Here is a 15,687-nt window from a genome sequence, read left to right on the forward strand (position 1 = left end):
TGACATTTCTTAAATTTTCAGTATTTATTGATATTCTACCTTGATAAAAGTTTTTGAATCATTAAATCACTTACAATATTTTTTTCAATGCTAATTTTGCAAAACAGATACTTAAAAAACTTAACGTTATTTTCATGAATCAAACTTTTTGTTCGGATAAAGTATCTTAAGTACAATTTTATCAAATTTTCTGAAATTTTCAACTATTTTTAGTAATATTCCCATATTTTTTATTAGGACAAATTTATATAGAAAAAAACTCAAGATTAATCTTGAGTTTTATTTTTTTTAAACTAAAACATTCATAACTGCAACGCTCACATTATCAAGAGTGTTTTCTTGGTTTGAACGACTATTTGTAACCAACATTTCTAGATTTCCAGCATTTTCATAATAGAAAGATGCACCTTTGGCATTAAATACAACCAAGAAATGTTCTTTAGTTCCCTGAATCTCATAGACAATCCAACCACTATTTTCAATAGCTGTGTGAACAAAGACGTGACGGTATACTTCCTCGTATGTAGGGTATGAAAAGGCACTAGTCTTTGTTTTAAGACCTATAATCTGACGAACAAATTCTATGCTTTCTTGACGCTCATTGATTAAGTCCCAGTCTACCTGGTTAACAGCGTCTGGAGCATTGTAACTGTTCATAGCACGTTCGCGATCATCATGAGTCAACTCACCGTTTTCACCTGTAGGAACCAGTTTGGTACGTCCAAACTCTTGACCAAGTTCCATAAAGGAGATGCCTTGCATGAGTAGATTCATTGCAGTTGCTGTTTCTACTTTTTTCATGATACTTGCTTGGTCTTCTGTTGGATGAAGTGTCGCTAATAAATCATGCAAGTTATAGTTATCATGGGCTTCTACATAGTTAACAACCTGGTTAGGGCTTAGATAAGAGCCCAGTTCACGACTACCAAGGATAGCTTTGGCAACAATTGGTTCAGTGGCTGCACCACTTACGAAGCCTGATTTGATATCACCATAAACTTCAGCACCCTTAATCGCATTACGTTGATCATCATTGAAAAATCCAATATTAGGTAACTGATAGGCATTGTCTTTCTTAGCCTTATCATAAGGAGCAAGTCCAGTTCCCATATCCCACCCTTCTCCATAAAGGATGATTTTAGGATCGACTTCATCCATCGCCCAACGAATCATCTGCATCGTTTTAACATCATGGATTCCCATCAAGTCAAAACGGAAACCATCAATATTAAACTCATTTACCCAATAGAGAAGTGAATCAATCATGTACTTACGGAACATTTCGTGTTCACTTGCAGTTTCGTTTCCTACACCTGTACCATTTTGATAACTTCCATCGCGGTTCATTCGGTAATAATAGTCTGGGACTGTTGTTTGGAATGGGGCATCAACAGTTGAAAACGTATGGTTGTATACAACGTCCATGATGACACCAATACCAGCATCATGATAGGCTTGAATCATCGTCTTCAAATCGCGGATAACTTGACCTGGATCATTTGGATTCGTAGACATGCTGGTTTCTGGTGCATTGTAGTTTTGTGGATCGTAACCCCAGTTGTAGGTCACATTTCCATCTGCATCATACTCTTTATGACGGTCAGCAATCGGCTGTAGTTGAACATAGTTAACACCAAGTTCCTTGATGTAGTCAAATGCAGTAGACTGACCGAAGTGATTGACTGTTCCAGTCTGGGCAGCACCTAAGAATGTTCCTCTTAATTCTGGAGCAACACCAGAAGTTTCAGACTTGGTCAAGTCACGAATGTGCATTTCGTAAACAACCGCTTGACAAGGATTTTCCAATCGCCAAGTTGCATCCGTTCCATTCTTAACTTCAAAACTTTCAACCTGACGTTCTTTTTCTGAAAGAATCGCTGAACGTTTGCCATCTGGACTGGTAGCAATAGTATATGGATCACGTGTCAATGATTGATGATGTGGAAAATTAATCTGATATTGATAGGCACGACCAGCAAGACTTTCAGGAACTGTCAAATTCCAAACGCCAATTGTATTATCCTTGTGACTATATGAATAACTGTTGCCACGTTGCATTTCATAAGTCTTTAGGATAGCCGCATCATTACTTGCTGATTCATAAACTACAACTTGTACAGTTGTTGCTGTTGGCGACCAAAGTTTAAAGCTTGTTTCTTCTTCGGAAACCTGGAATCCCAACTCTCCTTGGTAACCCCAGTGGTGATCAAAACTAGCACTGTTAATCGCTTTATCAAAAGCAAATGGATTTTGATCTTTATAGTGTGGACTTGCAATGGCTGGGTTTTCAGAATAATAAACGGTGGCATCTCCATCTAAAATCCAAACTTCTGTTAAGAGTGGATAATGATTGAATCGGATAGGATATTCTTTGCTTACTCCATCTTTATCAACTGTAAACACCATTTGTTCAAGAGGTGTTTCACTTGATTGGGTAAATGAAAATTTTTCTCCAAAGTATTCTTGCTCTTTAACAAATTCTACTGAATCAGCTGGCCATTTACTAAAGTTGCAACTCTGATATGCTTCATCCTTACGATGATAATGAATAAGTACAGGATAGTTGTACATGTTTTTCCCTAATTTCTAATTATTATTTTATATAGTAACATTTCTTGATTCACTTATTTGGATAGAAGCAAGAAATGATAGATGATTATTCTAGACTATGTATTCCTTACAAACTCTCCAACCAAGCTTCATCTCGAATCTCAATTCCAAGTTCTTGTGCTTTTTGGAGTTTGCTTCCTGCATCTGCTCCTGCTACTACAAGGTCAGTCTTCTTCGATACGCTACCCGTTACCTTGGCACCAAGATTTTCGAGCTTACTTTTGGCTTCCGAGCGAGTAAGACGTTCAAGTTTCCCTGTCAATACGACAGTTAGACCTGATAAGGCAGCATCTGCTGCAATGACCTGTCCTTTATAGTCTAGATTAACACCTAATTCTTTCAATTCACTTAAAAGAATTTTTGCACCCTCAGTCTCAAAATAAGATTGGAGACTTTGAGCAATGACACTTCCCAAACTTTCGATGCTTGCTACTTCTTCAGGATTTGCTTGAGCAAGTGATTCGATTGAATGGAAATGTTGTAAGAGTAACTGACTTGCCTTGCTTCCAACATGACGAATCCCTAAACCAAACAAAAGTTTTTCAGCAGAATTTTCTTTAGAAGCTTGAATAGCCTGATAAAGTTTTTGAGCTGATTTCTCCTTGATACCGTCTAACAAGAGAAAATCTTCAACTGTCAAACGATATATATCTGCAACATCTTTAACTAAATTGGCGGCAAATAATTTTTCTACGATTGATGGACCAAGGCCAGAAATATTCATGGCATCACGGGATGCGAAATGAATTAGACCTTCCTTGATTTGAGCTGGACAACGTGGGTTTATACAACGAAGAGCCACCTCATCTTCAAAGTGTAACAGCTTACTGTCACAACTTGGACAGTTTGTTGGAATATCTAGTTTCTCCTCAGACACACGCTTAGACTCTACCACTCGTAAAACAGCTGGAATGATATCCCCTGCCTTATAAACAATCACTGTATCATCCTTGCGGATATCCTTTTCAGCGATATAGTCTACATTATGCAGTGTTGCACGACTAACTGTTGTACCTGCCAATTGCACCGGAGTAAGATTAGCAGTCGGAGTTACGACACCAGTTCTTCCTACTGTCCAGTCAACAGAAAGCAATTTTGCTTCTTTTTCTTCTGCAGGGAACTTATAAGCGACTGCCCACTTAGGCGCTTTGACTGTAAATCCAAGCTGCTCTTGACCAGCTAAATCATTAACCTTAATCACGACACCGTCGATATCATATGGCAATTGGTCTCTTTCTTGACCTACTTCTTGGATAAATTCCCAAACTTCGTCCATGCTATGGGCTAATAGTCGTCTAGGGTTAACCACAAAGCCTAACTGTTCCAGATGATTTAAAACCTTCTCTTGGCTGTCTCTAGTTGAAGGACTCGCTTCCTGATAGAGGAAAGTTGCAAGATTACGCTTAGCAACTACTCCTGTGTCTAACTGGCGAAGGGTTCCTGCAGCAGCATTTCGTGGATTAGCAAACTCTGGCTCACCGTTTTCTTGACGAGATTGATTGACCTGGTCAAAGGAAGCTCTCGGCATATAACATTCACCACGAACTGTTATATCTATTTTTTCAGATAATGATAAAGGAATGTCTTTCACTCGTTTGAGGTTTTCTGTGATATTCTCACCGACTGAACCATCACCACGAGTAGCTCCAGCAACAAAAATTCCTTGCTCATAAGTCAAGGAAATCGATAAACCATCAATCTTTAACTCACAGATATAAGTAACATCATCCAATTCTTTACGAACACGCGCATCAAAGGCATCGAGCTCTTCACGAGAAAAAGCATCCTGCAAACTATAGAGAGGATACTGATGACTATATTTTTCAAAACCATCTAGAATCTTACCGCCAACACGGTGGGTTGGACTATCTGGCAAGACTTGCTCTGGGTGAGCTTTTTCTAACTCTACCAGTTCACGATAAAGACGATCATACTCACTATCAGATACAGATGGGTTATCACTTGTATAATACTCTGTCGCATAGCGATTAAGCAACTCAACGAGCTCTTTCATTCTTTCATTCATAGAACCATTTTACCATAAAAAGGACTATAGAAACAATACAGAAGCTCTAAAAAACAAAATGAGAAGGATATTTCTATCCTTCTCACTTATTTTTATTTTTTACGATTCAAAATAGCGTTCAAAATGATGGCCACTGTACTTGCAATGACGATACCATTTGAGAAGAACATTTGTAATTCTGTCGGTAGAGTATTGAAGAGGTTACTTCCGTTTAATCCTACCCCAGCCGAGATAGACACTGCTGCAATGAGGAAGTTGTGTTCATTGTGCTCAAAGTCCACACGAGACAAGATTTGCATTCCTTGTAGAGAAACAAAACCGAACATGACAAGCATGGCTCCACCTAGAACAGGGCTAGGGATAATCTGTGCCAAGGCACCGAACTTAGGCAAGAGACCAAGTAAGATAAGAAAACCTGCAGCATAGTAGATCGGCAAACGTGTACGAATACCTGAAAGTTTCACCAAACCAACGTTTTGAGAAAAACCTGTATAAGGGAAGGTATTGAAAAGTCCACCAAGTAAAACAGCAAGACCTTCAGCACGATAACCATTACGAAGACGAGTGCTATCGATTGGATCTTTAGTAATATCAGAAAGGGCAAGATATACGCCAGTTGATTCTACCATTGATACAGTAGCGATAATACACATCATTACAATAGAAGAAATCTCAAATTGTGGAGCACCAAAGTAGAATGGAGTTGGGATATGAACAAGTGGAGCTTCTGCTACTGGAGAGAAATCAACCAAGCCCATAGTCGCAGCGATGATAGTACCTGCAATCAAACCAATCAAAATAGAAATTGACTTAATAAATCCTTTTGTAAAGATATTAACCAAGAGAATGATAAGAATAGTGATTGTTGCTAATGCTAGACTTTGTCCCGTTGGTTTTTCGACGTTATTTCCCATATTTCCGATAGCTACAGGAATCAAAGTTAAACCGATTGTTGTAATGACAGAACCTGTTACGATTGAAGGGAACAGATTAGCAACCTTAGAAAATACGCCAGCTACAAGAACGACATAAATACCAGAAGCAATCAAGGCACCAAACATAGCACCACTACCGTGACTTTGTCCAATCATAATAAGTGGAGCAACAGACTGGAAGGCTACCCCAAGAACAATAGGTAAACCGACACCAAAATATTTATTAAGTTGCAATTGTAAGAGAGTTGCGACCCCACACATAAAGATATCTGTAGAGATAAGGTATGTCAGTTGTTGAGGTGAGTAACCTAAGGCACCTGCAATCATGATTGGTACCAGGATTGAACCTGAGTACATAGCAAGTAAGTGTTGCAAGCCCAATACGGCCGCTTTTGAGTGGTTTTCTTTTTGATTCATTAGATGTCTGCCTCCTTGAAGATAACTCTTCCATTTTCAAAACGCTCTAAACGAGCAAGTGATACGACCTGATGACCTGATTTTTCTAACAGTTCACGACCATCTTGGAAAGATTTTTCTATCACAATCCCGATGGCCTCGACTGTAGCACCAGCTTGTTCGATAATCTGAATCAAACCATTAGCTGCTTGACCATTAGCCAAGAAATCATCAATAATTAATACTTTTTCTCCTGGAGATAAAAACTTCCCTGCAATGGATACGGTACTAGTAACTTGTTTAGTGAAAGAATAAACCTCAGCAGTTAAAATTCCTTCATTCATGGTAATATTTTTTGCCTTCTTAGCAAAAATCATAGGTACATCTAATTGTTCAGCAACATATAGAGCTGGAGCAATTCCAGATGCTTCAATGGTTACGACTTTGGTAATACCTGCATTTTTAAAATATTCTGCAAAGGTGCGACCAATCTCGCGCATTAAGGAAAAATCCACTTGGTGAGTCAAGAATGAATCCACCTTAAGAATATTCTCACCTAGAATATTCCCATCTTTTAAAATACGTTCCTCTAGTAATTTCACAATAACCTCCGAAATAAAAAGGGACTTACATAGTAAGCCCCTTAGAAAGATTGAAACAAATATCCCTGCTTCTTTTATCTCTCTTCGACTTACTCATTGTTAGGTATTTACGGTACCTTTTAGAAACGCCACGCCAATTCGCGACATAAATAAGTAATCATATTTTTAGTGAGCATCTCCATTCCAGATAGAGTTCTTCACAATCACATAATCTACATGTCTAAGATCAGCTACCTTTCGACCTCCAGCATAAGAAATCGAACTTTGCAAATCTTGTTCCATCTCAGTTAGGGTATCTTGTAAATGTCCTTTGGCAGGAAGAAGAATTTTCTTACCTTCGACATTCTTATAGGCACCTTTTTGGTATTCTGAAGCAGAACCATAGTATTCTTTAAATTGTTTACCATCGACTTCAACAGTTTTACCAGGGCTTTCGATATGGCCTGCAAATAAAGAACCAATCATAACCATACTTGCACCAAAGCGGATTGACTTGGCAATATCTCCGTGTGTACGGATTCCACCATCGGCAATAATCGGTTTACGCGCAGCTTTAGCACACCAGCGAAGAGCTGCTAACTGCCAACCACCAGTACCAAAACCAGTTTTAACCTTAGTAATACATACTTTACCTGGACCGATTCCGACCTTAGTAGCGTCTGCTCCAGCGTTTTCAAGTTCACGAACTGCCTCTGGAGTACCAACGTTACCGGCGATGACAAAGGTATCTGGCAATTCTTTCTTAATGTGCTGAATCATTGAAATCACGCTGTCGGCATGTCCATGAGCGATATCAATAGTGATGTACTCTGGAGCATCTTCCTTTAATTGACTAACAAAATCATATTCGTAATCTTTAACACCAACAGAGATAGAAGCAATCAACCCTTTTTCATGCATGCGTTTCACAAAAGGAATGCGCCCATCTTCATCAAAGCGATGCATGATATAGAAATAACCACCTTTTGCAAGTTGTTCTGCAACATCTTCATCCAAGATAGTTTGCATATTAGAAGGAACAACCGGCAACTTGAAGGTATGATTCCCCAAAGTTACATGCGTATCAGCTTCTGCTCGACTTTGAAGGACACATTTGTTAGGGATAAGCTGAATATCTTCGTAGTCAAAGATTGGAAATTCGTTCAACATTCAATGTCTCGTTTCTTTTAGAATGACCTACCTATGCTTTCGCATCACTACGTCTTTTCCGACGTTTCCTTTAAAGATTATAAACTAAGGTAAAGTTTTTGTCAATTATTTTGAAACCTAAAATTTATAACGTTCGGATTTTACTCGTTGTTTCACAAAAAATAGAGAGTTTATAGGCTCTCTATTTTTTGTTTATATTAATAATACTCCCCTTGACGGTAATCCCATGAGTTAAAGGTATCTGACAGATGCATCATGATTTTATCGATGTCAAGTCCTTTACGGATCACAACTGGTGCTGGTGAGATTGAACGTGCTCCTCCTTGTTCTGGAATAAGCTTGCCGTCTTTATCAACCATAGAGACCATCACACCTTGCTCGTAGCGAGTTTCGATTGTTTTGTCTGGTTGGATTGAGGCAACGTAGTCGTCTGCTTCGATGACAAGATCCACTGCTCCTTCGATACGTTGACCGATTCCTTCAACCTTACCACGATTTCCTTTTCCAGAAGGATTTGCAGATGAAGCGTAGACCATCTTGCCTTCTTCCCAAAGTTTGGCAGCTAATTGTTCTCCAGCTTTACCAAACTTAATGACAAAACAGCTTGTTCCACGAACGTCAGTCATGAGTTCTTCACGTCCATCACCGTATGCTTTCAATTTTTCAAAGGCTTCTGTTTTCCAAGGAAGAATACAACCAAGGAGAATATCTTGGTCCCAATGTTTTTGATAGAAGGCTTCAATTTCTGGGTTGAGTTGTGCTAAAGCGCGAAGTTCGTCCATACTACCACAGAGGACAACACCTGGTTTGTTACGGTTACGTTCTTTGGCTTCAAACTTACGCTCAAGTCCAGCCTTGTCACTAGTCATGATAATGTAACCGACTTTAGTAGGACAAACGATACATCCGCCCTCACCTTTTAAAATTTCATAGCCTTCTTGTGAAAGTGTTCCGTTCCATTGAATGTGTTTTGTCATAGTTCTATTTCCTTTTCTATATTTATTCTAATCCTGCCAGTAGGCTGGACGTTGTTTTTCATAAGCAGCAATCAAATCTTCGTACTGCATGGTAATACCGATATCATCCAAACCATTTAAGAGCTTGTGTTTCCATTCGCTATCAATTTCGAAATTGAATTCTCCAACTGGTGAGATGATTTTTTGTTGCTCCAAGTCTACAGTTACTTGGTCGTTCGGTTTGAGTTGGGCTAGTTTTTCTCTAACTTCCCTTGGTTGAACAATTGGCAACATGCCATTATTGAGTTCATTATTGTAATGAATATCTCCAAAAGAGCCTGCAATTACGACCTTAAAACCATAGTCTGCTAGTGCCCAAGCTGCGTGCTCTCTAGAAGAGCCGGCTCCAAAGTTATCCCCTGTGATGAGAATACTAGCCTTACGGTATTCAGGTCGGTTAAAGACAAAATCTGGATCCTCAGTGTACTTATCGTCCAGATAACGCCAAGCATACATGAGGTATTTGCCAAAACCTTTCTTGTCAATCAACTTCAGAAACTGTTTGGGAAGAATTTGGTCGGTATCGATATTGTCATTCATGAGAGGAACGGTTGTACCTGTATAAACTGTAAATTTCTCCATATCCTCTCCTTACTGAGCTTCTGGCATTTTTCGTACATCTACGAAACGCCCTGCAATAGCTGCTGCTGCTGCCATTGCTGGACTGCAGAGGTGTGTTTTAGCACCAAAACCTTGTCTATCTTCAAAGTTGCGGTTACTGGTTGAGGCACAGTGAACACCATCTGGTACTTTGTCAGGATTCATTCCTAGGCACATGGAGCAACCTGGGTCTCTCCACTCAAAGCCAGCATCTTGGAAAACCTTATCCAAGCCCAACTTTTCAGCAGCTCGTTTGACTGGTCGAGAACCAGGTACCACGATAGCCGTCAAATTTGGTGCAATCTTTTTCCCTTCTACAAATCGAGCCGCCAGTTGCAAATCACTAATTCTAGCGTTTGTACAAGAACCAATAAAGACATAGCCTAGTTGGATATCTGCTGGTTTTTGACCTGGTTGTAAATCCATGTAATGATAAGCACGTTCATCATTCATATCCTTTATTTCTGGGAAGCTACTATCAAAGTCAACACCCATAGCAGGATTGGTTCCCCAAGTCACCATAGGAGCCAATTTTGAGACATCCAAACGAATAACCTTATCATAAACGGCATCTTCATCACTAACCAGTCTTTTCCAATCAGCTACTGCTGCATCAAAATCTTTGGGTACACACTCTCGTCCCTTTAAATAGTCAAAAGCGGTCTGATCTGGATTCATGATTCCCATCTTAGAGCCAAACTCGATAGACATATTGCAAATAGTCATACGCTCTTCCATGCTCAGTGCATCAATGGCCTGACCTCGATACTCCACCACGTAGCCAACACCACAAGCAACACCGTACTCGGCAATCAAGGCTAAGATAAAATCCTTGGAATAAACTCCTTTTTGAGGAACACCTGTAAATTCTACCAACATTTTCTTGGGTTTGACCTGCCAGAGTGTCTGGGTAGCGAAGACATGTTCGACCTCACTGGTTCCAATACCGAATGCAATCGCTCCAAAAGCTCCATGGGTTGCTGTATGGCTATCACCACAGACGATGAATTTTCCTGGTTGGGTTCGTCCTGTTTCTGGACCAACCATATGAACGATACCTTGCTTTTCTGAACCGTGTGCAGCATGTTCGATTCCAAACTCTTCAACATTTTCAGCTAACTTATCAATCTGTGCTTTGGAGATTACATCACGTATATCATATATATTGACCGTCGGGACATTGTGGTCAAAGGTACCAAATGTTAAATCTGGTCGTCTTAATCTACGTCCTGCATCTCGCAATCCTTGAAAAGCTTGAGGACTGGTCACCTCGTGAATATAGTGTTGATCCACATACATGAGTTGCGGTTGTCCCTCTTCTCCTGTAATCACATGGAGGTCCCATAATTTATCAAAAATCGATTTTCCTGCCATCCATTACCTCCATATCAAATACAAAGCTACTAGTGTAGTCACTATTCCTAGGAACCAAACCGTTTTAAAATACCATTTTCTAGTCTTGTGATGAAAGGTAACACCTGCCAACCAAGCACCAAAACCACCACACAAGAATGCAAATGATAATAAATATTTTTCAGGGATGCGCCAAGCACCTCTTTTTGCTTTAGATTTATCAATACCATAAATCATAAATACAAATAAATTCCAAATCAAAATAGCAAAAGTAATTCCTTGATTTATCTTCATAATCTTTCAATGATGGCTTCCGTCATTTCCTTGGTTGAAGCCTCTCCTCCTAAATCTCTCGTTAAAATTCCTACTGCTAAAGTTGCTTCAACAGCACGCTCGATACGCTCCGCATCCTCATATCGTCCAAAACTATCTCGTAACATCATAGCAACTGATAAAATCATAGAAATAGGGTTGGCGATTCCTAGGCCTGCTATATCAGGCGCCGAACCATGAATGGGTTCATAGAGACTCGGTCCATTTTCAGAATGACTGGCTGATGGCATAACACCCAGTGTACCAGATAGAACACTTGATTCGTCTGATAGGATGTCTCCAAATAGATTCTCTGTTACGATAACATCGAACTTAGCAGGATTAGTAATCATAAGCATGGCAGCTGAGTCCACCAACTTGTGCTCCAAGGTTACATCTGGAAAATCTTGCGCAACCTCGTCAGCTACTCTTCGCCAAAGTTTTGATGTTGCCAAAACATTTTGCTTATCAATACTGGTAAGGATTTTTCTCCGACTTCTTGCGATTTCAAAAGCCTTACGAACAATCCGCTCTACTTCCTCATAACTATAATCATTGATATCACGCGCTTTTCGGTCTTCAAGGATATGATCACCAAAGTAAATCCCACCTGTCAACTCACGTACTACAAGAAAGTCAACACCAGCAATTCGTTCAGGTTTGAGAGGCGATAAGTGCTTAAGACTATCAAAAATTTTAACTGGACGAATATTGGCATAAAGATTGAGTTCCTTGCGGAGTGCCAAAAGCCCTTGTTCGGGTCGAACTGTAGCATTATCATACTGAGGACTACCGATTGCAGCAAGGAGGATAGCGTCCGCTTCCCTAGAAGCCTTGAGTGTTGCTTCTGGTAAGGGGTGACCCTCAGCATCAATACCTGCACCGCCAAAAGGTTGTTTGACTATCTCAATGTCAAAGTCTGTTTTTTTGGCTATAGATGCTAGAACTTCTAAACCAGCTTCCATGATTTCTGGCCCAATCCCATCACCTGCTAGGGCAACAATTTTCTTTGTCATGGTATTCTCCTTTAAAGACTAGGCATGTCGCGATAGGAAACATTTGGACCTATCTCTCCGGTATTCTCTTTTTGAACAAAAGTATTGGCATTGATGTAGGCAATGGCTGAAGCTTTCAACACATCGAAATCAATTCCGGCCGCGTTAAAGATGGTTTCTGTATCTTTGTTTTCAACAGTAACTAAGACTCTAGCCTGAGCATCGATTCCATCCGTCACAGCGTCAATAGTGTAGGAAACCAAGCGAACAGATTGATTAAAGAACTTGTCAACAGCGTTAAAGATAGCTTCAACAGAACCTTGTCCAGTTGCATTAAAGTCGACTTTCTCACCATCCAAATTAGCCAATCTAACAGTCGCTTCAATTTCATTTTCCGCATGAGTTTGAAGTTGTAAATCATCAAAGTGAAAGCCTTCTGGGTTTTCAACCATGGTCCCAGCTACCAGAGCACGAATATCCGCGTCTGTGACTTCTTGTTTCTTATCTGCAAGTGATTTGAATTTGTCAAAGAGTGGCTTAATATCCTCTTCTGTGAAGTCTAAGGCCAGTTCTCTCAGTTTTTCTACAAAGGCATGGCGACCAGATAATTTTCCAAGCGGAAGACTATTACTCTTTACACCCACCAATTCTGGTGTTATGATTTCATAGGTAAGTGGGTTTTTAAGAACTCCGTCTTGGTGAATACCTGATTCATGAGAAAAGGCATTTCCACCGACAACTGCCTTATTTTTGGGAACTGGAATTCCTGAGAAGCGAGAGACCATTTCGGACGTATTAATCGTTTCGTTTAGGACGATACTTGACTCTGCTTGGTAATAATCCTGACGAATATTGAGGGCTACCGCTATTTCTTCTAAAGCAGCATTCCCAGCTCGTTCGCCGATTCCGTTAATGGTTCCTTCGACACGTCCTGCACCATTCTTTACAGCAGCGAGGCTATTTGCTACTGCCATTCCAAGGTCATCATGGCAGTGAGGTGAATAGATAATCTGACGGTCTGTTTGGACATTGTCAATCAGATATTTAAAGATACTTCCGTATTCCTCTGGAGTTGTAAAACCTACTGTATCAGGAATATTAATATAAGTCGCACCCGCATCGACCGCAGTTTGAACGACTTGTAGAAGAAAGTCCAGCTCAGTTCTAGTAGCATCTTCTGGAGAGAATTCTACTACTTCAAACTTACTCCGTGCATAGGAAACATGTTCACTGATCGCTTCCAAAATCTCTTCCTTACTCTTATTGAGCTTATACTTACGGTGAATCGGACTGGTAGCGATAAAGACGTGAATCTGAGGATACTTTGCATCTTTAAGTGCTTCATAGCAAGCGTCAATGTCTGATTTAACAGAACGTGCTAAGCCTGTCACGGCTGTTTTTTTCATAGCCTTAGCAATTTCTTGAACAGCTGTAAATGAATCTGGACTAGCAGCCGGAAAACCAGCTTCGATTGCTGAAATCCCCCATTTCTCTAACTGTTTTGCTATAGCAACCTTTTCCTTTATTGAAAAATTGACACCTGGTGTCTGCTCACCATCTCGGAGACTGGTATCTAAAAACTCAACTACACGCATAAGAATTCTCCCTTCACATTTTCGATATAGAAAAAACATCTCGCTCGGAGTTCCAAGCGAGATGTTGATTTACTCCCGCTTGGTAAGCCAAACAGGACTAATGCTTTTGCACTAGTCCGAGTACCTCAACAACAAAGCAAATTGATTAAACTTAGCTGTTTTCATGTTTGGCTTTCTCCTTTGTTTGATGTCTTGTTTAGTATTCTAGCATAGGAAAAATCACTTGTCAAGAAAAAATCCAATATTTTCTGAAAATTTCTTCAATAAAGAATATTTTGCGAATTAAAAGTATTTAAAACTCAAATATGTTTATTTATTTCTTAGAAGTCAAAAACCAACTTCTCTCAAATAATTCAAGGACCTTTTCGTCAGTTAGAGTGTCATCAAGTGGAAGACTAATCCAATAGCGTTTATTCATATGAAAGGCTGGGAAAATTCCCATTTGTGAAAGCAAGTCAGCTACTTGGTCGTGTTTGAGGTTGACTGCTTCCACTAGCCCTTCTCTCCCCTTATCTAGCCTATCCCAAGGAATTCTCATTAAAATAGCATACCACTTCTGATTATCTTCGTGGCGTAAAACCGCCGTATCAGGTGATTTCTCCCATAGATATTCCAGCTGATTGCCATACTTTGCTTGAACAAGCGCCATGATTCTCTTGGTCTGTGGATTGAGAAATTCCTCTACCTCAAAACAAGCCTTTCGAATGCTATAAAGTACTTCTAAACAAGCCTCTCGAACGCTTCCGACAAAAGAACCTCTCATACTTTCCATATGAACTTGAGGATAGAGGTCCCTAGTTTCTTGGTCATAAACTCGAAAACTTAAGTCCCCATCCTCAACTGTAACCATCATGAGAAAATCTCCCTGCAAGATAGTCGAACTATAGGTCCATACACCTTGATTTTCTACAAAACCATACTCTTTAGCCTTTTTACTATTAAATTGATAGGCTTTAAAAATTTCAAACATAAGCGAAAACTGCTACCAAAAGCTAGCAGTTCCTTTCTATTTTTTAAAAGACAACCTTTGTTCCATGTAATTGTGTCACGCCCAGTTGATCGATAAAGGTTTGACGGTTGTCCATGTCAATCCCACCACCCGGTAAAATTTCGATTTTTCCTGCAGCGTGTTCTAAAATTCTGCGGTAGTGAGCAAAACGTTTCTCTAAAGAGTCACCAGATACACCAGCTCGAGTCAGGATACGTGTTACGCCAGCCTGGCTGAGCCAATCAATAGCTTCTAGTTGATCTTGGTCACTTAAGTCGTCAAAAGCCATATGGAAGACAATCTCCATACCTTTAGATGCAGCAATCAACTTTTCAAGGTTAGCCTTATCCAATTTCTTATCTGCTGTTAAGGCACCAAAGACAACCCCTTGGCTACCTGCTTGAGCAGTTAGACGAATATCCTCAAGCATAATAGAAATCTCGAGGTCATTGTAAACAAAGTCACCACCACGTGGACGAATCATTGTCATGATAGTCGTATCGTAGTCGGCCGCCAGTTCCACAGCTGCCTTTGTCACTCCGTAGCTTGGAGTTGTTCCACCAACCGCTAAATTATCACAGAGCTCAATACGGCGAGCTCCTGCCTGCATAGCTTTTTCAAGCAAGGTCACATTTTCAGCACAAAATTCGTAAATCATTTGATACTCCTTGAAGGTTTCTTTAATATTATTATATCATATTGTTTTAAGTAACCCCTACTTTTTATCAAGGAAAATCATGACTTTTTTAGCTATTCTTTATCTGGAATTACCTTAAAGAGATAATAGGTTATAAATACTGTTAAGCAGCCTAAAGCAATTTTTACAGGTAAGAGCGGAGCAAAATAAATGGAGATTCCCATCAAAATATAAATCGATACGATAATCTTCTTCTTTCGTTCACGCGCAATAGACTTAGTTTCTCTGAAGTCCGCAACATAAGTTTGGTAGAGCTTGGTATGATAGAGCCAATCTTCAAAACGTTTAGAGGATTTTGAAAAACAAGCAATTGACAACAAGAGAAAGGGTGTTGTCGGTAATAGTGGCAAGGCAACTCCAACGATTGCTAAAGCTAAAGAAATGAATCCAATGCAAAGATAAATAATGCGCAT

Annotated in this window: 14 protein-coding genes and 1 riboswitch; all 14 genes read right to left on the reverse strand. The window is 39.8% G+C overall.

Annotation, left to right across the window (positions count from 1 at the left end; translation table 11 throughout):
• Positions 1-288: 288 nt before the first annotated feature.
• The 14 genes from pulA to O3643_RS02195 all read right to left on the reverse strand — a co-directional run bounded on the left by pulA (position 289) and on the right by O3643_RS02195 (position 15,687).
• Positions 289-2,571: a type I pullulanase gene (gene pulA / locus O3643_RS02130; protein ID WP_371499519.1), complete on the reverse strand. Its 2,283-nt coding sequence runs from the start codon at positions 2,569-2,571 to the stop codon at positions 289-291.
• Positions 2,572-2,677: 106 nt separating this feature from the next.
• Positions 2,678-4,636, reverse strand: a complete 1,959-nt coding sequence (gene ligA / locus O3643_RS02135; protein WP_371499521.1) for an NAD-dependent DNA ligase LigA — start codon at positions 4,634-4,636, stop codon at positions 2,678-2,680.
• Between the two features lie 92 nt (positions 4,637-4,728).
• Positions 4,729-5,988 carry a nucleobase:cation symporter-2 family protein gene (locus O3643_RS02140; RefSeq protein WP_247912398.1) on the reverse strand — a complete coding sequence of 420 codons (1,260 nt, stop codon included), beginning with the start codon at positions 5,986-5,988 and terminating at the stop codon, positions 4,729-4,731.
• Entirely contained in the window at positions 5,988-6,569 is a 582-nt protein-coding gene (locus O3643_RS02145; RefSeq protein WP_371499523.1) for a xanthine phosphoribosyltransferase, read from the reverse strand. The genes O3643_RS02140 and O3643_RS02145 overlap by 1 nt, the downstream gene beginning before the upstream one ends.
• A 76-nt stretch (positions 6,570-6,645) precedes the next feature.
• Positions 6,646-6,742, reverse strand: a riboswitch (purine riboswitch).
• Positions 6,735-7,718, reverse strand: coding sequence for a GMP reductase (gene guaC / locus O3643_RS02150; protein ID WP_371499525.1), 984 nt, complete (start codon positions 7,716-7,718; stop codon positions 6,735-6,737). (Overlaps the previous riboswitch by 8 nt.)
• 197 nt (positions 7,719-7,915) lie before the next feature.
• On the reverse strand, positions 7,916-8,695 hold the full coding sequence (locus O3643_RS02155) for an L-threonylcarbamoyladenylate synthase (protein ID WP_371499527.1): 780 nt from the start codon (positions 8,693-8,695) through the stop codon (positions 7,916-7,918).
• Positions 8,696-8,722: 27 nt separating this feature from the next.
• Positions 8,723-9,316 carry a 3-isopropylmalate dehydratase small subunit gene (gene leuD / locus O3643_RS02160; protein ID WP_371499529.1) on the reverse strand — a complete coding sequence of 198 codons (594 nt, stop codon included), beginning with the start codon at positions 9,314-9,316 and terminating at the stop codon, positions 8,723-8,725.
• Between the two features lie 9 nt (positions 9,317-9,325).
• Positions 9,326-10,708 carry a 3-isopropylmalate dehydratase large subunit gene (gene leuC / locus O3643_RS02165; protein WP_371499531.1) on the reverse strand — a complete coding sequence of 461 codons (1,383 nt, stop codon included), beginning with the start codon at positions 10,706-10,708 and terminating at the stop codon, positions 9,326-9,328.
• Positions 10,709-10,711: 3 nt separating this feature from the next.
• Positions 10,712-10,981, reverse strand: coding sequence for a DUF1294 domain-containing protein (locus O3643_RS02170; protein ID WP_371499533.1), 270 nt, complete (start codon positions 10,979-10,981; stop codon positions 10,712-10,714).
• On the reverse strand, positions 10,978-12,015 hold the full coding sequence (gene leuB, locus O3643_RS02175; protein WP_371499535.1) for a 3-isopropylmalate dehydrogenase: 1,038 nt from the start codon (positions 12,013-12,015) through the stop codon (positions 10,978-10,980). The genes O3643_RS02170 and leuB overlap by 4 nt, the downstream gene beginning before the upstream one ends.
• A gap of 11 nt (positions 12,016-12,026) precedes the next feature.
• On the reverse strand, positions 12,027-13,589 hold the full coding sequence (locus tag O3643_RS02180) for a 2-isopropylmalate synthase (protein WP_371499537.1): 1,563 nt from the start codon (positions 13,587-13,589) through the stop codon (positions 12,027-12,029).
• 313 nt (positions 13,590-13,902) lie between these two features.
• The gene (locus O3643_RS02185) at positions 13,903-14,559 is read right to left on the reverse strand and encodes an MmcQ/YjbR family DNA-binding protein (protein WP_371499539.1); all 657 of its coding nucleotides are present in this window, start codon (positions 14,557-14,559) and stop codon (positions 13,903-13,905) included.
• Between the two features lie 43 nt (positions 14,560-14,602).
• On the reverse strand, positions 14,603-15,235 hold the full coding sequence (locus O3643_RS02190) for a copper homeostasis protein CutC (protein WP_371499541.1): 633 nt from the start codon (positions 15,233-15,235) through the stop codon (positions 14,603-14,605).
• A 92-nt stretch (positions 15,236-15,327) separates the two neighbouring features.
• Positions 15,328-15,687 (reverse strand): YbaN family protein, encoded by a 360-nt coding sequence (locus tag O3643_RS02195; protein ID WP_006148621.1) that lies wholly within the window; start codon positions 15,685-15,687, stop codon positions 15,328-15,330.

The organism is Streptococcus sp. 20925_1_44 (assembly GCF_041432435.1).
GTDB lineage: Bacteria > Bacillota > Bacilli > Lactobacillales > Streptococcaceae > Streptococcus > Streptococcus infantis.